General features: G+C 44.8%; 21 protein-coding genes. 14 read left to right on the top strand and 7 right to left on the bottom strand.

Features of this window, described 5'->3' with window-relative positions:
- Positions 1-46 precede the first annotated feature (46 nt).
- On the bottom strand, positions 47-745 hold the full coding sequence (locus tag ACRRNK_RS11650) for a nucleotidyltransferase domain-containing protein (protein WP_433942921.1): 699 nt from the start codon (positions 743-745) through the stop codon (positions 47-49).
- Positions 746-846: 101 nt separating this feature from the next.
- On the opposite strand from ACRRNK_RS11650, the gene ACRRNK_RS11645 reads away from it, so the two are divergent.
- Together ACRRNK_RS11645 and ACRRNK_RS11640 are read left to right on the top strand one after the other, a co-directional pair.
- Positions 847-948 (top strand): dihydroorotate dehydrogenase, encoded by a 102-nt coding sequence (locus ACRRNK_RS11645; protein WP_127197361.1) that lies wholly within the window; start codon positions 847-849, stop codon positions 946-948.
- Positions 949-1,060: 112 nt separating this feature from the next.
- The gene (locus tag ACRRNK_RS11640) at positions 1,061-1,831 is read left to right on the top strand and encodes a methyltransferase domain-containing protein (RefSeq protein ID WP_433942920.1); all 771 of its coding nucleotides are present in this window, start codon (positions 1,061-1,063) and stop codon (positions 1,829-1,831) included.
- A gap of 124 nt (positions 1,832-1,955) precedes the next feature.
- Here ACRRNK_RS11640 and ACRRNK_RS11635 read toward each other — a convergent pair whose 3' ends face one another.
- Positions 1,956-2,966 (bottom strand): CapA family protein, encoded by a 1,011-nt coding sequence (locus ACRRNK_RS11635; protein WP_433942919.1) that lies wholly within the window; start codon positions 2,964-2,966, stop codon positions 1,956-1,958.
- A 356-nt stretch (positions 2,967-3,322) separates the two neighbouring features.
- Here ACRRNK_RS11635 and ACRRNK_RS11630 point away from each other — a divergent pair, with 356 nt between their 5' ends.
- The 8 genes from ACRRNK_RS11630 to trpA all read left to right on the top strand — a co-directional run bounded on the left by ACRRNK_RS11630 (position 3,323) and on the right by trpA (position 10,297).
- Positions 3,323-3,652 carry an ArsR/SmtB family transcription factor gene (locus ACRRNK_RS11630; protein WP_433942918.1) on the top strand — a complete coding sequence of 110 codons (330 nt, stop codon included), beginning with the start codon at positions 3,323-3,325 and terminating at the stop codon, positions 3,650-3,652.
- Between the two features lie 19 nt (positions 3,653-3,671).
- The gene (locus ACRRNK_RS11625) at positions 3,672-4,181 is read left to right on the top strand and encodes an SRPBCC domain-containing protein (RefSeq protein ID WP_433942917.1); all 510 of its coding nucleotides are present in this window, start codon (positions 3,672-3,674) and stop codon (positions 4,179-4,181) included.
- A gap of 77 nt (positions 4,182-4,258) precedes the next feature.
- A complete protein-coding gene (locus ACRRNK_RS11620; protein ID WP_433942916.1) occupies positions 4,259-5,539 on the top strand; it encodes an ArnT family glycosyltransferase in 1,281 nt (426 codons plus the stop codon).
- 231 nt (positions 5,540-5,770) lie between these two features.
- Positions 5,771-6,331, top strand: a complete 561-nt coding sequence (locus ACRRNK_RS11615) for a YdhK family protein (RefSeq protein WP_433942915.1) — start codon at positions 5,771-5,773, stop codon at positions 6,329-6,331.
- A 192-nt stretch (positions 6,332-6,523) separates the two neighbouring features.
- Positions 6,524-6,997, top strand: coding sequence for an IS200/IS605 family transposase (gene tnpA / locus ACRRNK_RS11610; RefSeq protein WP_433942914.1), 474 nt, complete (start codon positions 6,524-6,526; stop codon positions 6,995-6,997).
- Between the two features lie 262 nt (positions 6,998-7,259).
- Positions 7,260-8,234, top strand: coding sequence for a sugar-binding transcriptional regulator (locus ACRRNK_RS11605; RefSeq protein ID WP_433942913.1), 975 nt, complete (start codon positions 7,260-7,262; stop codon positions 8,232-8,234).
- Between the two features lie 16 nt (positions 8,235-8,250).
- A complete protein-coding gene (trpB, locus tag ACRRNK_RS11600; RefSeq protein ID WP_433942912.1) occupies positions 8,251-9,531 on the top strand; it encodes a tryptophan synthase subunit beta in 1,281 nt (426 codons plus the stop codon).
- Entirely contained in the window at positions 9,482-10,297 is an 816-nt protein-coding gene (gene trpA / locus ACRRNK_RS11595; RefSeq protein WP_433942911.1) for a tryptophan synthase subunit alpha, read from the top strand. The genes trpB and trpA overlap by 50 nt, the downstream gene beginning before the upstream one ends.
- Before the next feature lie 13 nt (positions 10,298-10,310).
- Here the strand turns inward: trpA and ACRRNK_RS11590 are convergent, their stop codons facing one another.
- Positions 10,311-11,099 carry a protein-glutamine gamma-glutamyltransferase gene (locus ACRRNK_RS11590; protein WP_433942910.1) on the bottom strand — a complete coding sequence of 263 codons (789 nt, stop codon included), beginning with the start codon at positions 11,097-11,099 and terminating at the stop codon, positions 10,311-10,313.
- Between the two features lie 225 nt (positions 11,100-11,324).
- On the opposite strand from ACRRNK_RS11590, the gene ACRRNK_RS11585 reads away from it, so the two are divergent.
- From ACRRNK_RS11585 to ACRRNK_RS11570, 4 genes are read left to right on the top strand one after another with little or no spacing between them, the layout of a single operon-like run.
- Positions 11,325-11,750: a DMT family transporter gene (locus ACRRNK_RS11585; RefSeq protein WP_433942909.1), complete on the top strand. Its 426-nt coding sequence runs from the start codon at positions 11,325-11,327 to the stop codon at positions 11,748-11,750.
- A 52-nt stretch (positions 11,751-11,802) separates the two neighbouring features.
- A complete protein-coding gene (locus ACRRNK_RS11580; RefSeq protein ID WP_433942908.1) occupies positions 11,803-12,501 on the top strand; it encodes a Crp/Fnr family transcriptional regulator in 699 nt (232 codons plus the stop codon).
- Positions 12,502-12,516: 15 nt separating this feature from the next.
- Complete coding sequence (locus ACRRNK_RS11575) at positions 12,517-13,005, top strand: DMT family transporter (protein WP_433942907.1); 489 nt, start codon at positions 12,517-12,519, stop codon at positions 13,003-13,005.
- Between the two features lie 12 nt (positions 13,006-13,017).
- Positions 13,018-13,416: an NUDIX hydrolase gene (locus tag ACRRNK_RS11570; protein ID WP_433942906.1), complete on the top strand. Its 399-nt coding sequence runs from the start codon at positions 13,018-13,020 to the stop codon at positions 13,414-13,416.
- Between the two features lie 18 nt (positions 13,417-13,434).
- Here the strand turns inward: ACRRNK_RS11570 and ACRRNK_RS11565 are convergent, their stop codons facing one another.
- The 4 genes from ACRRNK_RS11565 to ACRRNK_RS11550 form a co-directional block, all read right to left on the bottom strand.
- On the bottom strand, positions 13,435-14,529 hold the full coding sequence (locus ACRRNK_RS11565; RefSeq protein WP_433942905.1) for a GerAB/ArcD/ProY family transporter: 1,095 nt from the start codon (positions 14,527-14,529) through the stop codon (positions 13,435-13,437).
- Positions 14,530-14,563: 34 nt separating this feature from the next.
- Positions 14,564-15,793, bottom strand: coding sequence for a Ger(x)C family spore germination protein (locus ACRRNK_RS11560; protein ID WP_433942904.1), 1,230 nt, complete (start codon positions 15,791-15,793; stop codon positions 14,564-14,566).
- Positions 15,794-15,804: 11 nt separating this feature from the next.
- Positions 15,805-17,424, bottom strand: coding sequence for a spore germination protein (locus tag ACRRNK_RS11555; RefSeq protein WP_433942903.1), 1,620 nt, complete (start codon positions 17,422-17,424; stop codon positions 15,805-15,807).
- 221 nt (positions 17,425-17,645) lie between these two features.
- Positions 17,646-17,888 carry a glycine zipper domain-containing protein gene (locus tag ACRRNK_RS11550; protein ID WP_433942902.1) on the bottom strand — a complete coding sequence of 81 codons (243 nt, stop codon included), beginning with the start codon at positions 17,886-17,888 and terminating at the stop codon, positions 17,646-17,648.
- Between the last annotated feature and the right edge of the window lie 67 nt (positions 17,889-17,955).

Raw genomic sequence — 17,955 nt, 5'->3', positions numbered from 1 at the left:
CATATAGAAAGCCATGTTCTCTTGTTGAAGAACATGGCCTTTTCGCTTATTGCTCGAAGCCATCAAGAATTGTTCCGCCATATGGCCCTAATGTTCTTAAGATTAATGCTTCGAAAGGATCACAGTTCTTCCTCAAATATAAAGCTTGGAGTGCTGTTTCTAAAGTTTCAGCCATATTCGGATCAAATGACTTTAATGCTCTAAACAGATGCTTCCCTTCCCCAATCCATTGCTGATTCACTCGCAAATGAAATTCACACAAAGCCACAACCAGTCTATTCACGGAGAACCATAGTTCGGCTGTAGGTTCCCCCACTCTAATATCCTCTAATAAGTCCGTAATGACGTATCGCTGATAGTTAATCTCATTCAATGACCAGGGCATGGGCCCATACGCTAAATCGGTTCGAGCTTCTTCAATGACACGTATTCCTTCCTCTTCACATTTAATGACGTGCCCTTCAACAAGCATTCGCTGTAAAGAAGGGTTCGCAGCATAGATACCTTCATTAAAAATGTCCCTGTAACTGGAACAAGTAACGACAAAGCATTCAATGATCCAATCGTAAGCTTTGATCGTTTTATGGTAAGCAATCTCAGTTGTGTCGTCTAAGATTACAATGTCCAGATCGGAGTGGATGTTATCTTCTTTCCTGCTGCCGCTACCGCCCAAAACTGCAAGAGAGCAATTTGGGAAGTTATTGAGAATGTACAGCTCCGCCGCTTCTCTTCCTGGAATTCGCATGTGTTTCCTCCGATAGGTGATAAACTTTTATACTATGGCCCAAGCGGAACACGATCCCATTGAATAATGTAGATTAACTAATTCAAAAGGTGGTGAAAACTATGAGTCACGTTAAAGGTTATGGTGGTTTCACTTCTACTGGTGCGATTCTTGTTCTTTACATTTTGCTGGTAATTATCCTGAGCGCTGGTGTATGGGTCTAGGATGAACCTGAATTAGTGCCTCCTTGAACTTTCAGGGGGGCATTAATCCCTTATAACCGAGTATATGGGACTTGTGTACATATGTTCTTATAGAATCATAAGGGGGATAACAATGGATTATTTGAAAATGGTGTCACGATTGGGTATTGGGAGCGCACATCCTGGTGGATTTGTGGCAACGATTGAGCAGCTTGAAAAGTATAAGCCAGCTGTTAACGGGACTGTGTTAGAAATAGGCTGTGGTACTGGCAGGACGGCATGTTATTTAGCTGAACAGGGTTATCAGGTGATTGCCACCGATTTAGATCCTCATGTTTTGCTCAAAGCGAGGAAAAGGGCGGCGGCAATGGGGGTTCATGTGGATTTTGTTCAGGCTGATGCTCATGCGCTGCCTTTTCAAGACAATACGTTTCAAACGATTCTGGTTGAATCCGTAACCAACTTCACACAAGCCAAGACCTCCGTCTCCGAGTATTTTCGTGTACTGAAACAAGACGGGGTACTATATGATCGAGAGATGTTCATTCGATCTTCAGCACCTGCAGAACGTTTGGTTGAATTGAAAACATTTTTCCAAATGCCTGCTCTGATGAAAAAAGAAGAATGGAGCAGCTTGTTGGAAGATTGCGGCTTTTCGCAAATTCAACTTCTCGAAATGAACGAAGTTCAAGATGATAAGTTGAAGCAACAATATGAATGCCCGGATAACTATCAATATATTGACGAAGGATCCTTGTTAGACGCCAGTGTGCTGGAGTGTGGAATGCAATCTTCCAACATGATTATGGATCATAAGGAATACCTGGAATACGGGACTATAAGAGCGGTTAAAAACACAGAAGACCATATGGATACGCAAGAAAACAATAATATATTGGGGTAGTACGCAAGCTGCCTCAATTCAACTTGTGGCACCCAGAGAGCCTCCTTTGAATAGGAGGCTTTTTGCTTTTTACTTCTTGCAGTCTACGGGTAACGATTGTTCAATAACATCAGCGTCAACGGTATCACCGGAAGGCTAAATCAGGAATGAATAAAGCCATATGTTTTTTTGTCTTCTCCAATTGTTGAAGCGCATTCTTAAGTGTGTCATTAGATTTGATTGTGCTCATAGGTATGATTTTAAAATTTCGATGATTTCTATAGTAATTGTAAGTAGGTATAAATGTGGGATTCTTCAGTGTTATCGTCTTGTTGCTTCCGGTTACGGTCTTTGTCACCTCGACTGACCCAATCCCGCCGATTAATCGTTCCGTCCTCTCCTGAGCAGATAAGAAGTTACCGAGGGAATACATCACAAATGTGTTGTTCCCATCCTTGCCACGAACCCACGCAGGGGGCTGCAGTACATGTGGATGATTCCCGATTACAATATGAACTCCCATATCGGCTAGCTTCTGTGCTAGCTGCAGTTGCTCCTGGTTAGGCTTTGGCTCATACTCAGTTCCCCAGTGCATCGAGACAACGATCACATCAGAGATTTTTTTGGCTTTTTCCACATCGGCTCTTATCTTATCTACATTTATCAGATTGACTAAATAAGCCTTTCCTTTAGGTATAGGGATGCCATTGGTACCATAGGTGTATGCGAGAAAAGCAAACGTAATATTGTTCCTGGTTAAGGTGCGAATGGTGCTGGCGTCCTCTTCAGATCGAAAAGCACCGGTATACGGCATCTGCAATTTATCCCAATAAGCTAAAGCACTGTGAATCGCTTTCTCTCCCCTATCAAGGGTATGATTATTAGCCAAGGTCACAACATCTACTCCCGCCGCTTTAAGAGCGTCTCCGATTTCCTGAGGGCTGTTGAAAGATGGGTAGCTCGAAAGCCCTAGTCCCGTTCCGCCTATCATAGATTCCTGGTTCGCTACCAGAATATCCGGCTCCTGGGTCAGCTTGCGTACTTCATTGAACATGGGATTGAAGTCATACTTCCCTTTTGAAATAGAAGCATCTTTGTATACAGGACTGTGTATCAACACATCTCCAACCGCAGCAAGAGTGGCTCTTGTAATCACGGGTACATGATTTGATGGTAGCGCCCTGGCTAACAAGCCAGGCAGGGGAGCGATGGAAATTCGTTCTCTCAGACAACAGGAGTGTGTCTGAGACGGCTGGGTGAGATGTGAATCAGATACGATTGTACCCCCTGTACAGCAGCATAACATTAAGAAAATTACAGCTGCGTTTAAGAAGGATCTTATTCTCAGATAGACACCCCCTTGATAAAGTAAATGCAGCACAATAACAAAGAATATGATGGATGTAGAGCAAAGATACATTCTTAGAAAAGAATATTCCTTGACGAGAATATTCCTTAAGTGCTATATTGTCATTGTAGATCGTAATTAGCCATTTAAAGGACATGACAACTATGGATATAACTACATTTAGTGCCCTTGCTGAACCCAACCGTTTAAAAATGGTTGAGCTCCTAGCAAGCGGTCCGCTTACCGTCGGGGAGATCGCGGAACGTCTTAAGCTTCGCCAGCCACAAGCCTCCAAGCATCTGCGAGTTCTTTATGAGGCGGGACTGGTGGAAGTCAAGGCCGACGCCAATCGGCGGAACTATCAACTGAGAATGGAGCCGCTTCAAGATCTGGATCATTGGCTTGGTACCTATCGAAGAATCTGGAACGAGCGGTTTGACAATCTCGAGAATTATCTGAAGAAGCTGCAATCTGAAGACAACAAATCAGAATGAAAATGAGGAGGAAATATTTATGTCAAGTTCAATGGTTTGCAAGGTAGAGGGCTTGGAATTTGTTCTGGAGCGGGTCTTTGAGGCGCCGCGCGATTTGGTATTCAAAGCTTTCACTGAGGCCGAGCATCTGAAGCATTGGTGGGGGCCGCGTGGCTGGATTCTTACGGTTTGCAATGTTGATTTTCGCCCAGGAGGAATCTGGCATTACTGCATGAAGTGTATCGATGAGAACCAGGGAGATTTCTTTGGAATGGAATCTTGGGGGAAAGCTGTTTATAAGGAGATCGTGGACGGGGAGAAGATTGTCTACGTAGATTACTTCTCCGATGCTGAAGGTAATGAAGCAGAGGGAATGCCATCCGCAGCGAACACATTGACTTTTGAAGAGCACGAAGGACGTACCAAGCTCACAAGCCGATCACAATATGAGTCCGCTGAAGCTCTTCAAGCTGTATTGGATATGGGTATGGAGCAGGGAATTACGGAGACTTGGAACCGCCTGGAAGAACATCTTCAATCGATTCAGTAAATACAATGAGGTAGAGAATCTTCTAAAGAAAGATTATGATATTTATTGTATCGACTTATTTTGAAAGAGAGAGACGGATGGAGAAGAAGAGAAACTGGTTTGTGCTGTGGGCTTGTTGCGGGGTATTTGCAGTTTGTGTTCTAACGATGTTGATTCATCAGAATTCCTTGCTCCTCGGGAGTTTGGGTAAGCTCGATAATGATGACGTCAGGTATTTGCGCAGCGGACAGTATTTATTGGAACATGGGAGATTAATATACTACAATCCGGTAACTACTCCGTCCGCTTTTATAATGCCTGGGCTGCCTGTACTGATAGCCTGCATTATGAAGGTGTTCGGAACAGGGGATGCGGGAATCTACGCCTTTCGGATATTCCAGGCACTCTTGACCTCAGCATCTGTAGGGCTCATCTATTTAATAACTGATCGACTCTTCGGTAAACGGACAGCCAGATTCGGTGTAATTCTTGCGGCGGCTTATGTTCCTATTTATTATGCGGGTAATTTGATCCTGACTGAAACCTGTTTTACTTTTTTCTCCCTATTGCTGACTTATCTGCTCTTAATTGCACTAGGTAAGAACCGGAAGCGTGATTATATATTTCTGGGCTTGGCCATTGCGGGTGCCATTTATTTCAGACCTACCGCGGCCATGCTGCCTCTGGTGATCGGTTTGATCTGGTTGTTCCGAAGAGAGAAGCTTAAGCTTATTATTAGAAATACAATTATTCTGGGCTTAACCTTGATCATTTTCTTAAGTCCATGGTGGATTCGCAATTATCAAGTGTTCCATCAATTTATACCTTTAACCAATTCTTCTGCTAACCCGCTGCTGCTGGGAATGTTGATCAATGGGCAGGAGCCGCAGGATTTCATTCAAGAGCATGAACAAATCTACCAGACTTATCGTCATGGAAGTGAAGAGCAGCAGAAAGAATTAGCGATGATGATTTTCAAATATCAGATTACCCATCATCCGTTCATTTTCGGAGCCTGGCTGGTCTTTGGCAAATTGATCCGGTTGATCATCGTCCCATTCTATTGGTCGCCGATCTTTGGAATTCCATACTGGCTTGCTGCTCTCCAGCATGTCTTGTATTTGATATTTAGCATTGCGGGCCTGTGGAAGATGATGAGTCATAGAACGTCCGTTCATTATGGCTTCTTGAGTGTCGTTGCTTATTTTGTGGTGATTTATCTACCGTTTATTACAATGGAACGGTACTTCTATCCTACAATGCTGCTAATGATGATTCCATTAGCTTATTTTATAGAGCAGTGGAGAGTTCTTCCGATGAATCGGCGCAGGGTACGTGCGTCTACCGTTCAAGAGACACCTGTGAATGTAAGTGTGTAACTGAAGTTTTTTATGGCATTTAATGCGTGGATGGCTGCCCCAAAATTGCATGCAGTGATGCTTAACGGCTATTTAATCGGGAATGATGAAAGTAAGAAGCAAAGACCTTGTAGGTGGAATGCCGCCTTCAGGGTCTTTTGTCATATTTGTGAAATGATGTTTGCATTATACCTTAGTGGGGTATAGTATATAAATAAATGAAAGTTAAAAATATTAAGGAGTGTATTAAATATGAAAAAACAATTGATATTTTTTGGTACTGCCCTCATTCTCACGCTAAGTGGATGTGAAAGCAATTCACATCAGGAAGACTCTTCCTCCAGAAAAACTGCAAGCAGTCATACGGATATGGCGGAGATGAACCATTCGAGTTCGAGTGAAGTTCCAACAGATTTGAAAGAAGCTCAGAGCCCATCTTTCAAAGTAGGAAGTCAAGCTGTGATTCAAGCTGATCATATGCCAGGAATGAAAGGAGCAACTGCAACGATTGTAGGGGCTTACGACACAATAGCTTATGCGGTTACCTACACCCCGACAACAGGCGGAGACAAAGTTCACAATCACAAATGGGTTATTCATGAGGAACTCAAAGATCCACAAGCCGAGGCCTATAAGCCTGGAGATGAAGTTGTTCTTGAAGCGGATCATATGAAAGGCATGATGGGGGCCAAGGCTGTAATCGATTCTGCCGAGCATACAACCGTCTACATGGTTGATTACACGCCAACAACAGGCGGGGCCAAGGTGACTAATCATAAATGGGTAACCGAAAGTGAGCTTACAGCGAAATAAACTGCAGGGGCTGAGTGAAACCTTGAAGGCATAGACCTTCAAGGTTTTTATTATGGCTTTAGCCGGTTGAGTGCGTGAAACGCGCGAAACAAAAAACCACCCGCTATGCGGGTGGAGGGATCAGCGGTTTGACCACTAAGACCATTCCGATAAAATTGAGATGTTCAGGCTCAAAGAAAGGAATGGTCTTAAATGGCAAACAAGAGCTATAGTCTAGCTCACACAAAGTGGATGTGCAAATACCACATTGTCTTCACCCCGAAGTATAGACGGAAAGAGATCTATAATCAAGTAAGAAGAGATTTAATAGAAATTTTCAAACGCTTATGTAAGTACAAGGGAGTAGAAATTATAGAAGGTCACATGATGCCTGATCATGTCCATATGTTGGTCGCTATCCCACCGAAAATTTCAGTCTCATCATTCATGGGATATCTAAAGGGAAAAAGTTCGTTAATGATCTTCGAGAAGCACGCACAACTAAAGTATAAATACGGGAATCGAAAATTCTGGGCAGAAGGATATTATGTGAGTACGGTAGGTTTGAATGAAGCAACCGTAGCGAAGTACATTCGTGAACAAGAGGCACATGACCAAGCTGTAGATAAGCTGAGCGTAAAAGAGTACGAAGATCCATTCAGCAGCAACAGGGGCAAAAAGAAATAAACCAGTTTAACTGGTAAGTGAAAGTGACAATTAACACTGAGCCTGAACAGATTTGTGGTCAGGCTAGCGTCTTTAGGCGCAGTTTGGCAACAGGGGGTTATACCCCAAGAGCAAACCACCCGTTGGACGGGTGGTCATGATTATTTTTCAGCAAATTAGGATTTACAAATTATGGACTATAGGAGTATACTTTGACACATGAATGTACATTTGTTTGAATCGTGTACATATGTACATAGTTGAAAGGGGGATTACGCATCTGATGTCAGAAAGAAATCAGGACCGTAACCGATTGTTAGTGAAGATCTGTCAACTCTACTATGAGGATGGACTGAACCAACAGGATATCGCAAAGCGTCTTGGAATTTCAAGGCCACATGTCAGCCGAATGCTTGCAGCAGCGAAGAGCTCGGGTATTGTAAGGATCTCCATTAATAATCCCTTCTCAGCTGAGCAGGAACTGGAGAAGTTAATTATAGATCAGTTTGGAATTAAAGATGCTCTTATTATAGATTCATCCTCCATTCATCAGGATCAGCTGGCTGTAGAACTTGGTCGGGCCAGCGCCCCGTTACTGGAATCAATATTTAGAGATGGGGACGTTGTTGGAGTTATGGCAGGGAGAACCGTAGCCAGCGCAGCTGCAGAAATGGACCCATTCAGAAGGGAGGGGCTGCAATTCGTCCCTATGGTAGGGGGATGGGGATCAGATGGCGATTCGTGGCATGCGAACTCGAATGCGATGGCATTCGCGAATAAGCTGAAATCCAAATTCTCGATTCTTCACGCGCCCGCCGTGGTCGTAAACGAGGAGACTGGCCTGCTCCTTAAGGGGGAGCCTGAAATTGCCAAGGTACTCGAGTTGGCCCAGAACAGCCGGGTGGCAGTTGTGAGCATCGGCAATTTAAGCGAACAAGCGACGATGGTGAAGACGGGAACCTTCCGTGCTGAAGATATTGCTGAATTGACACAGAAGGGAGCGGTTGCGAATCTGTGTGCTTCATTTCTGGATCGGGACGGACATGAACTGGAGATGGATACGAATTGGAATAACCGTCTAATTGGACTTACTGCATCTGAACTTCGAGCAATTCCCACCGTTATTGCAATCGCTGGCGGAGATCAGAAAGCGGATGCTATTGAAGCGGCTTTGAAGGGGCAGTGGATTGACATCCTGGTAACAGACACAGCCGCGGCGCGCAAAATTATCTCATCTACTTATTCCGAAGAATGTTGAAGGAGGAAGGTTGATCATGTCCACAAGGGAAAATTCACTCCATTATGCAGATTCAGCTTCAGAATACTTCGCTTCTGCTGAGGGCTACTACGGAGAATTCGGGGGTTCATTCATACCCGAAATTCTGGTTCCTGCTTTCGAGGAGATCAAGGAGCATTTCGAAGCGATTCGATATGATGAGCGGTTCTGGCAGCAATATTGCTCATTTCTGTCCAATTATTCAGGCCGGCCAACTCCTCTGACCTATGCTGACAGGTTAACTGAGCATTTCGGCAGGGCTCAGATTTATATCAAGCGTGAGGATTTGAACCATACCGGAGCACACAAGCTGAATAATGCCCTCGGTCAAGCCATGCTGGCCAAGAAAATGGGGAAAACCAGAGTCATCGCCGAAACGGGAGCCGGGCAGCACGGCGTGGCTACTGCTACTGCAGCAGCTAAGCTTGGTCTATCCGCAACAATATACATGGGTCGTGAGGATATGGAGCGTCAGTATTCGAACGTGTTCTGGATGAAGAGATTAGGAGCAGAAGTAATTGGCGTCGATTATGGTTCGAAGACGCTTAAGGACGCGATCAACGAGGCGCTAAGGGATTGGGTATCCAGCTTTGAGAGCACACACTATGTGCTCGGTACAGCTTCGGGAGCGCATCCTTTTCCCGCCATTGTCGCTTTCTTCCAATCTATTGTCGGTATTGAAGCCAAGGAACAGATTCAACAGGCGATGGGCAGACTGCCGGATCGTGTCTATGCTTGTGTCGGGGGAGGCTCCAACGCACTAGGCATATTTCAGGGGTTCTTTGCAGATGAAGGCGTGAAGCTTTATGGGGTTGAGGCTGGTGGGCAAGGCGCGAGAACTGGGAACCATGCTGCAAGAATTGCCTATGGGGAAGGAACGCCAGGTATTGCTCAAGGTTACAAGACTATATTTCTTCAGAATAAGGATGGGCAAATGAACGATACGTTCAGCCTGGCTGCCGGTCTTGATTATGTTGGCGTCTCGCCAATCCTGGCAGATCTAGCTCAGAAAGGCAGAGTACAGTTCTCAGCCGCAACTGATGAGGAAGTGATACAAGCGCTTGAGATCGTAATGACGAATGAAGGTTTGATTCCTGCACTAGAGTCTGCGCATGCTTTTGCAGGAGCCTTCAAGGATATTGAGGGTTCTACGAAGTCTGATCTTATCATTATCAATATGTCGGGTCGTGGTGACAAAGATATTTTTAATATAGCGGAGGGATTGAAGGATGATGAATGGAAAGCCTTTATCAATCGCAAATACAACCAGCTTACTTAGTCGCCGGATTATAGACAAACGTTCAGCCAAGCCGATTCAGATTATGACCCATCAGATCCTTGGATATCCTGATTTCAAGACCAACTATGAGATGATTCGTTTGTTCGCGGAGAGCGGCGTTGATTTGGTAGAGCTTCAGCTGCCGTTCTCGGAACCGATTGCCGATGGCCCTGTATTTTTGCGAGCCAATCAAGTCTCGCTTGAGAACGGAACAACGACCCAGCAATGTATGGATTTCGCCAAACAAGTTACAAAGGAATTTCCCGAATTAAATTTTGTGTTCATGACTTATTACAATGTCGTGGTCCAATATGGAATTGACCGCTTCATCTCTACCTGCGCGGAGAACCAGATACAGGGATTAATTATCCCTGATGCCTATCCTGAGGAAAGCCGGGAGTTCATGGAGGCATGTGCCAAATATGGGGTCGATCCAATTCTTCTCGCGACTCCTTACACGACAAAGAAACGCCTGGATTATTTATCCGAGCAGACGGGGGGATTCCTTTACTGCGCGGCGCGCAAGGGAGTGACAGGTTCAAGAACTGCCTTCGACCAGTCCACAGATGAGTTTCTGGGTAGAGTCCGTGAGGTTGCGAAGATCCCTGTTGCAGTAGGGTTTGGAATACAGAGTAGTGAGGATGTTAACTTCCTTCAAGGGAAATGCGATATTGCTATTATCGGAACTCAGCTGCTTAATGTACTGGAGCAAGAGGGATTATCAGGAGTTGAGCGTGTTTTGAAATCATTGCCTACTCTAAAATAATCCCTTAACATCATTAGGCCCATACCTGTAGCGAAAGCTCTCCAATTCGAGCCGTTACAGGGTTAGCCTGAAATTTCCTTAAGAATTCAAAATCCGGGTGAATTACGTAATTGGTCAGAAATGCCGAGGTCTGGCTGCCTGGCTTACGCTTTCTATTCAGCGCAGCGATAATTTGCTCAGAGCTTTCAATGCCAATTCCGTGTCCATAATAAAGATTAGGCCTCAGCAGTACCACATTTTCTCCTTGCCACTCTGGCTTAAAGGGGTCGAAATCCGGGTTCTCGAAATACTGGACATCGCCTGGGTAGGCCTCTTCGCCAATATCGGTCGTTTGAAGGACAAGATTTGGATCATGCTCTCCATCATACAAGAGCAAATTTTTGAAATAAGCGTCAAAGGAATCCGCGGAGATCGGTTCAATCACAGCCTTATACCATACGATAACTATTGCGGTTCCGCATTCAAAAGCGTACATCGGCCCGTTCCTGTAAATATCGTTAATGGCATCTGATGGCTTGACCCCGTCTTTTAGCCGAAAGCCTCCATTGCTCTCCCGTATCCAAAAGGCTTCATTGCAGCGAGAGTTTTTGAATTTGGCGAACTTGGCGCCGCTGGAGTTTAATTTTCTTGCTGCTGATGTGATTTCTTGTCTCATCTGTAATTCAAATTTCAAGGCATCCAGAGAGGGATAACGATAGTTGGATGAGCTCTTCTCTTTCTGCAGGACAATGGCTCGCTCAAGCTCAGATAGCTTCAACTTACTGATCTGCTCATTGGGCGTATGATCTTCGATGACAATCATGATTTGTTCCTCCAATCTGTAGGGCTCTCTACTATAGTAGGCAGATGACCAGAAATTGGTGACTTCTTTGTACAAGCGGGACTTTCCAATCTTTAAAAATAACGATAAGACAGGCTGCCGAAGATTCGGGCAGCCTTTTTTTACATTTGAAGACATATGTCCTTCCCGATTAGGCGGATATATCTTTTAATTATGGAACAGATCTATATTGGGGGGAGAGAAGTGATGAAAGGGAGTATATTTGCTTTTATAGGCGGTGCCTGCATTACCCTACAAGGTGTGGCGAATGCACGGATCAGTCAGGATATTGGAACCTGGCAGGCTGCGGCAATCACCCAATTAACGGGATTCATTCTGGCATTGTGTATATTGATGTTTGTTCGTGACGGAGCTTTGGTGCGGTTCAAGCGGGTAAAGCCGCTGTATTTGCTCGGCGGGGGATTTGGAGCCCTCATTATATTCAGTGAAGTGACGGCGATTCAGCAGATCGGGGTGACATTTACGATCTCTGCGCTACTAATCGCTCAGCTGTGCCTAACCTTCCTGATCGATACTAATGGCTGGTTCGGTGTGGCGAAGCAGAAGATGAAGATTCCGCAGTTCATGGGGATCGGCCTGATGATCGCGGGTGTGATTATCATGAAGTTTTGATAGAATGAGATTTTGGGAATACTTTGTTTGAAAGGCGAAGGTGTGAAGTGGAATGAAAGAAATTCAGGACTTGGCAAGGCTGAACTCATATTTGGAAATCAATCAATTGGGATCTGCATTTGATGAAAGGATGCTCCCACATTTGTCATTGTACAGCTTCGAGCATGGGGAGCTGATCTGTTCACAGGGTGAGCCTGCTCATAATCTGTATGTCCTTGTTAAGGGTAAAGTGAAGATTTATACCACTTCAGTTGAAGGGAAGACACTAATCTTATCCTTCAAGACTCCACTGGATCTAATTGGTGATATTGAGTTTGTACAGGGGATTGAGATTATTAATACTGTCGAAGCTGTCTCGCCAGTTGTAATGATTGGTATTCACCATAGATGGCTTGTCAAATATGCCCAGGATCACCCGCCTTTCCTACAATTTATGCTGAAGATTATTTCCCAGAAATTTTACCTTAAATCCAACTTTTTAAGCTTTAATTTGATGCATCCGGTTGAAGTCAGATTAGCAAGTTATCTGTTATCCGTCTCATACGATGAGTCGGATTCTAAGTTTCAAGGGGAGCTTACAGCTTTAAGTCTGAAGGATGCGGCGAACTTAATTGGAACAAGCTACAGGCATCTCAACCGGGTTATCCAGAAATTTTGTGCCGAGGGGCTTATTGAACGTACTAAAGGAAGCTTAAAGGTTAAGAATCGGATAGGACTTAGTGAACTGGTAAGCCGTAACATTTATGAATAAGAAGGAGGGAGAGTAATGTTACTTGGACTTATATTGGCTCTATTTGCCGGTTCCCTGGTCAGCTTGCAAAATATATTTAACAGCAAGGTGAATGAACGTGCAGGCTCTTGGGCTACGACTACTTTGGTGTTAGGAATGGGATTTGCAGCTTCCCTCATAATCAGTTTAATTCTTGAGGGAAAAAGGACCTTTGCTTTACAGAGCATGCAGCCCTGGTATTGGATCAGCGGGATGATTGGGGTAGGTGTAGTCATTTGCTTGGTTCAAGGAGTCAGGCTGCTTGGACCAACCTTTGCCATCTCCATTGTGATGACCTCTCAGCTCGGGTTTGCTTTATTGTGGGATTCACTCGGCTGGCTGGGTCTAGAGAAAGTGCCTTTCACCTGGAATCAATTGATCGGTGCGCTGGTTATCGTTGGAGGCCTGCTTGTGTTCAAATTTGGAGGGAAATCTGCTACGAAACAAAGAGTCGAAGAGCATTCTTCGTATGAGCTTACAAATTAGGAGGTTCAGGGTATGACAACGATTGACAAAATCGCATGGATCCACGTGAATAACGGTCAAATCTTATGCGCGCGTTCCAAAGGCCAAGAAAGCTATTATCTGCCTGGGGGAAAAAGAGATCCTGGAGAAAGTGATCAGGATACGCTCATACGGGAGATCGAGGAGGAGCTATCTGTTCAAATTGAGCAAGATACCATCCACTTCTTTGGAACATTTGAAGCAAGGGCTCATGGGAAGTCAGAAGATATAACCGTGAAAATGACCTGCTATACCGCAGATTTCTCAGGCATTCTTAGACCTGCTTCAGAGATTGAGGAATTGGCCTGGTTGAATTACAAAGACCTGCATCTTGTATCGCAGGTAAGTCAGCTTATCTTCGAGCAGCTATATGCGTTGAAGTGGCTCGAATAATCTGAAGAAGGCTGTTATTCAGCCTTCTTTTCTTTTTTTCTTACGAAGTAGCATCACACAGAGCAGCAGGATAGGCAAAGCGATTTGAAAGATAGGAAAAATCCTTGTGACGGTGAAATGAAGTCCAACCCAGATGAATTCAGTGTAGCTTTTGGAGAGAAGGGAGAGCAGCAAGATGGTGATCCCGAGCGGAATCACCCAAATTTTTATTTTTAACGACGTAATCCTGTATAGACCAATCACCGCACCAAGATAAAAACACGCTATTTTTGTCCCTAGTCCAAGGAAGAGAATTAGCGTAAATAGCGCATCGGTTCTCTCAAGCACTTTAGTTACTTGGATAATTTGAACGACTTGCAGCAGAGGGTATGTACTAATCGCGGCTAAATCAGGTCCCAGCACCAGAATCTCCAGTTCATTCAAAATAATCAGAATAACAGCAGTGATGCAGTAGGAGACGAATATGGTCTTGTTCATGTGCTTACTCTTGGGAACAAAACTGAAAAATACCAGAAACAGCACCGTCTGCCCGAAAGGAAACGAGATAAGCTCGGGTACAGCAGCAGACCAAACAGGGCCTATCCCGTTCTCCATTACAGGTGAAAAATATTCTAAATGTACAATTCCTGTGATAGAAATAAAAAGGACGAGCAGTCCGTAACCAAGAACTAACACAGGCAACAAGACGGTGCTCATGATAAATAAGACCATGGGACCGTACCGTACGGTGTTGCCAATAACAGCAATCGCAATCAGCAAGATAAAGAAGACCGGAGTTTTATTCAAAAGGGTCATCACGGTTAATTCGCCGAGGTCACGCAAATTCCGGGAAGCTTCATACGTGAAATACGCAACAAATACGAGGGCAAGCACACTCCCCAGGAACTTCCCGAAATACTTCCGGTACAATTCGAATAAATCAAGTTTTGCATCGAGGTTATAGATCACAAGATAGAGGAGCAGCAAGATAAGGCCGCAAATTGCCCCAATAGACATGGCTATCCATGCATCTTGTTTGGCTTTCCCACCCAGTAAAAAGAGTGTGGTACTCCCTATCTGGAACAAAGACAATGTAATGGCTAGTCCGGATACTCGTACGGGGTATTTGTTCATTCCAGGTGAACTCCTTTTTTAGGTCATCACTAATTTAATCCTGCTCAGATTGCTCAAATGATTTCTGTATGAGCCCTGTACGTCTAATGGTGGATTGTACCTGTATATCCAGTTCCATTCGAGCCAGTTCATCCTGCCAATCATCCTTGATTTGTCTCCAATCGGACGGGAACTTTCTGTGAATCTTATCCGCAAAACCAGCTGTATCCGTCTTAAGTCTCTTCATGGCAGACCAACCTGTGTGGATGAAATCTTCAATTTGCTGATCAATTTGAGCTTCAATTTCCCTGATCACTTTCGGATTACTTAAATCCTGCCGGCAGGTAGATTCCGTTAGCACACCTTTAAGCTTGACCTTAATCTGCATCACATAATGAGATCCGGACTTTCTAGGAGTGATTTTGGTCTTGGATGAGTTCACAGTAAATCCTGCGCGTTCCTGAGTCTGATCTCCCTTGGAACAGGGGAATGACAATTCGGTCCTATGTATATCTCCCGTCAGCCAGGAAAGGCCAAAACTTTCATTATAATTGAGCTCACCTACTAAACGGTCCTTATGAAAGATCCCAAGCTTGGTAATTTTCATTTTTAGCGGCTGCTGGGTCTGTTTCAGGACATCTTCTGTTTCCAATTCTTCCTCACGGTTATCTGATTTATCTCCGGCTAAATCAATAACAGGAACGCTAATTCCTTTGGCATCTGAGTTCATTTTTAATGCGAAATTAAATACGGAGATGACGGGATACGCAGAGACCTGGTCACTTTCCTTAGTTAACATATCAGACAAACTAGATCCTGGTAGTTTCTCCGGTGGGCTAAGCTTATTTAATATATCAATGGCTTGACCTTCAGTCAGGGCCATGAGGACGGTCTCTCTAGGTTCTGTATTGCGGAAATAGAAATCCATTAATTCGCCAACACCTTGTTCTGCCGCGCTTTTTCCAATTACTAAAACCTTATTATGAGCAACATAGACACGACGTGGGTGTTCCAGGTTACTAAGATTCAAAGCTTGATGAATGGCGGTGGAATTCACGGAGAAAACGTGAACTGCCGGTTGTGACGTTCCTGCAGAGCTGCCCCCATTTCCCGATGCCATATTGGAGGGGACAATAACCTGGTAGGAGATCGTCCATTGCCCGTCCTTAAAGTCCACCCCCGTTGCCACGACAATTCCCAGCTCATTCAGCTCAGTCCGATTCCAGCAGCCTGACAGGATCAGCATAATCATAAGAGAGACAATACTTAAGCATATACTGCGCATGAAGCTCCTCCTTACCGCATCGGATCTTTGTTATGATCAGTGGCCTGCTCAGCAAAGGACTTATGGTCAACAGATTGCCTCACCTCGTTGTTATCTCCAAACATGACGGGACGTTTTTTCATTTTCCACCAGGGGGCACGGAGGATAAAATCCTTCAGATTTGTCTTGTTAAATGGAGCGAGTGGTGTCAGGTATGGAACTCCAAAGCTTTGAAGTGAGGACAAATGAGCCAGGATAGGCACCAGACCAGCAAGAATGCCGAACAATCCCAAAGTACCCGCAAGAAACATCAGTACGAACCGCAGCAGTCTTACTGCACCTGCCATATTAATGGCAGGAAGAACGAAGTTGGAGATCGCAGTAAATGAAACCACGATGACCATCGCTGCCGACACAATCCCTGCCTGAACCGCCGCTTGCCCCAGAACAAGCGCACCTACTATAGAGATTGCGGGTCCAATTGCTCTAGGCATCCGCACGCCTGCTTCACGGATAACCTCGAAGGTAATCTCCATGACTAGCGCCTCCAGTAAAGCTGGCAGAGGCGTGCTTTCACGTTGAGCGGCCAGAGCAATGAGCAAGGTCGTTGGGAGCATTTCCTGATGAAACGTTGTCGTAGCGATATAGATAGATGGGAGAAGCAGAGCAACAAAAAATGATACGAATCTGATTATCCGAAGAAAGGTAGCAAGATCGTATCTTTGGTAGTAGTCTTCACTCGAAACAATAAACCGGAAGAAGGTAACGGGAGCAATCAAGGTGAAAGGCGTACCATCAACCAATATGGCAACCAGTCCTTCCAATAGCCCGCCAGCAACAGTATCTGGCCGTTCGGTGTTATAGATTGTTGGGAAGGTAGACCTGACCCCATCTTGAATGAACTCTTCAATATAGCCGCTTTCAAGGATGCTATCGGTATGGATCTTATCGATTCGGGATAAGACTTCATCCACTACTTCGGGATTGGCAATTCCTTTAATATACGCAACAGATATTTTGGTTTGGGTATACTTACCAACAACACGGGACTCGAATCGTAGATCCGCCGACCTAATTATGCGTCTCAGCAGGGCAATATTTGTTGAAATATCCTCCGTAAAACCTTCCTTGGGTCCGCGGACAACCGTCTGGGAGGTTGGTTCTTCCACAGACCGCCTGGCCCCGCCTAGAATTGAAACTGAGAAGGCTTCGTGGACACCGTTAATAATAACAAGAACTTGTCCTTCCAGAATGGCACGCAGCATCTCTTCTTCAGTGTAGACGACGTTAAGATTACCGGCAGGGACTTTGTCCTTGAACCATACTGCAGGATCAACATTTCCATCCCTAGGATAGGATTTACCTAAAACTGAAGTTAAGGACTCCATCAGATCTGCGAGAAGGGTCTGGTCAATCAAACCATCAATGTAACTAATAGCAAAAGGATAAGGGGCACCAGAGGAATCACTGATCTCCCGGATAATGAAGTCAGAGCTGTTCCCCATCCGCTCCTTGATCATAGCCAATTTATCGCTAAGCAAAGCACTTATATTACTATTTGGTGAGGCTGAATTTATTTGAGTGGTAGCCTTGTTATGCGGCTCTTTCCGGCGATTGTGGAACAGGAGCAGCTTTAGAAGTTCAAACAACATAAGTTCTCCTTCTTCACTTAATTTCCATGTAATTTGCTCCCAATTGGTTGTTTTTATTCGCCGAGATGATTAGAACAATACTCGCAGGTGGTAATCTCATCCTGGCTCAGAGCGTAAACTAACATTCGTACAGATGAAGTTATAGATCCATGCGTTGTTAGAATACAAAGAAGGAGAACAGCAGATTGCTGTTCTCCTTCTTCTTGCGGGGTTACGCATTATCACCGATCGGAAGACGATCTGTCTCTGTTACCATGTTCCGATTGGTTATGGTCATCTCCGGCACCTTCACCGGCTTTGTTACCGAGAGCTGCTCCTGCAACTCCACCAACAACGGTTCCTAATGGACCGAGGATTGAACCAACGGCAGCACCTACCGCTGCACCGCCAACGGTTCCCACAGCTTCACCTGCGTCAATTCCATCTTTGCTTCCATGATTACGATTATTGTTCTTGTCAGCCATTCATATCACTCCCTCGCTACTTGATAAGCAGGGCTGCTGCTAGACCAGCGCAGTCCTGAGGGATAGT

The sequence above is a fragment of the Paenibacillus sp. SN-8-1 genome (genome assembly GCF_050995535.1).
In the GTDB taxonomy this organism is placed as follows: Bacteria; Bacillota; Bacilli; order Paenibacillales; family Paenibacillaceae; genus Fontibacillus.
This window is presented reverse-complemented; position numbering and strand designations above follow the sequence as displayed.

Coding starts and splice junctions, on each gene's coding strand:
- ACRRNK_RS11565 (WP_433942905.1), bottom strand. CDS start 14,529: ATGAACAAATACCCCGTACGAGTATCCGGACTAGCCATTACATTGTCT.
- trpA (WP_433942911.1), top strand. CDS start 9,482: ATGATGAATGGAAAGCCTTTATCAATCGCAAATACAACCAGCTTACTT.
- ACRRNK_RS11570 (WP_433942906.1), top strand. CDS start 13,018: ATGACAACGATTGACAAAATCGCATGGATCCACGTGAATAACGGTCAA.
- ACRRNK_RS11650 (WP_433942921.1), bottom strand. CDS start 745: ATGCGAATTCCAGGAAGAGAAGCGGCGGAGCTGTACATTCTCAATAAC.
- ACRRNK_RS11550 (WP_433942902.1), bottom strand. CDS start 17,888: ATGGCTGACAAGAACAATAATCGTAATCATGGAAGCAAAGATGGAATT.
- ACRRNK_RS11590 (WP_433942910.1), bottom strand. CDS start 11,099: ATGATTGTCATCGAAGATCATACGCCCAATGAGCAGATCAGTAAGTTG.
- ACRRNK_RS11630 (WP_433942918.1), top strand. CDS start 3,323: ATGGATATAACTACATTTAGTGCCCTTGCTGAACCCAACCGTTTAAAA.
- ACRRNK_RS11625 (WP_433942917.1), top strand. CDS start 3,672: ATGTCAAGTTCAATGGTTTGCAAGGTAGAGGGCTTGGAATTTGTTCTG.
- trpB (WP_433942912.1), top strand. CDS start 8,251: ATGTCCACAAGGGAAAATTCACTCCATTATGCAGATTCAGCTTCAGAA.
- ACRRNK_RS11615 (WP_433942915.1), top strand. CDS start 5,771: ATGAAAAAACAATTGATATTTTTTGGTACTGCCCTCATTCTCACGCTA.
- ACRRNK_RS11640 (WP_433942920.1), top strand. CDS start 1,061: ATGGATTATTTGAAAATGGTGTCACGATTGGGTATTGGGAGCGCACAT.
- ACRRNK_RS11580 (WP_433942908.1), top strand. CDS start 11,803: ATGAAAGAAATTCAGGACTTGGCAAGGCTGAACTCATATTTGGAAATC.
- ACRRNK_RS11560 (WP_433942904.1), bottom strand. CDS start 15,793: ATGCGCAGTATATGCTTAAGTATTGTCTCTCTTATGATTATGCTGATC.
- ACRRNK_RS11605 (WP_433942913.1), top strand. CDS start 7,260: ATGTCAGAAAGAAATCAGGACCGTAACCGATTGTTAGTGAAGATCTGT.
- ACRRNK_RS11645 (WP_127197361.1), top strand. CDS start 847: ATGAGTCACGTTAAAGGTTATGGTGGTTTCACTTCTACTGGTGCGATT.
- ACRRNK_RS11555 (WP_433942903.1), bottom strand. CDS start 17,424: ATGTTGTTTGAACTTCTAAAGCTGCTCCTGTTCCACAATCGCCGGAAA.
- tnpA (WP_433942914.1), top strand. CDS start 6,524: ATGGCAAACAAGAGCTATAGTCTAGCTCACACAAAGTGGATGTGCAAA.
- ACRRNK_RS11585 (WP_433942909.1), top strand. CDS start 11,325: ATGAAAGGGAGTATATTTGCTTTTATAGGCGGTGCCTGCATTACCCTA.
- ACRRNK_RS11620 (WP_433942916.1), top strand. CDS start 4,259: ATGGAGAAGAAGAGAAACTGGTTTGTGCTGTGGGCTTGTTGCGGGGTA.
- ACRRNK_RS11575 (WP_433942907.1), top strand. CDS start 12,517: ATGTTACTTGGACTTATATTGGCTCTATTTGCCGGTTCCCTGGTCAGC.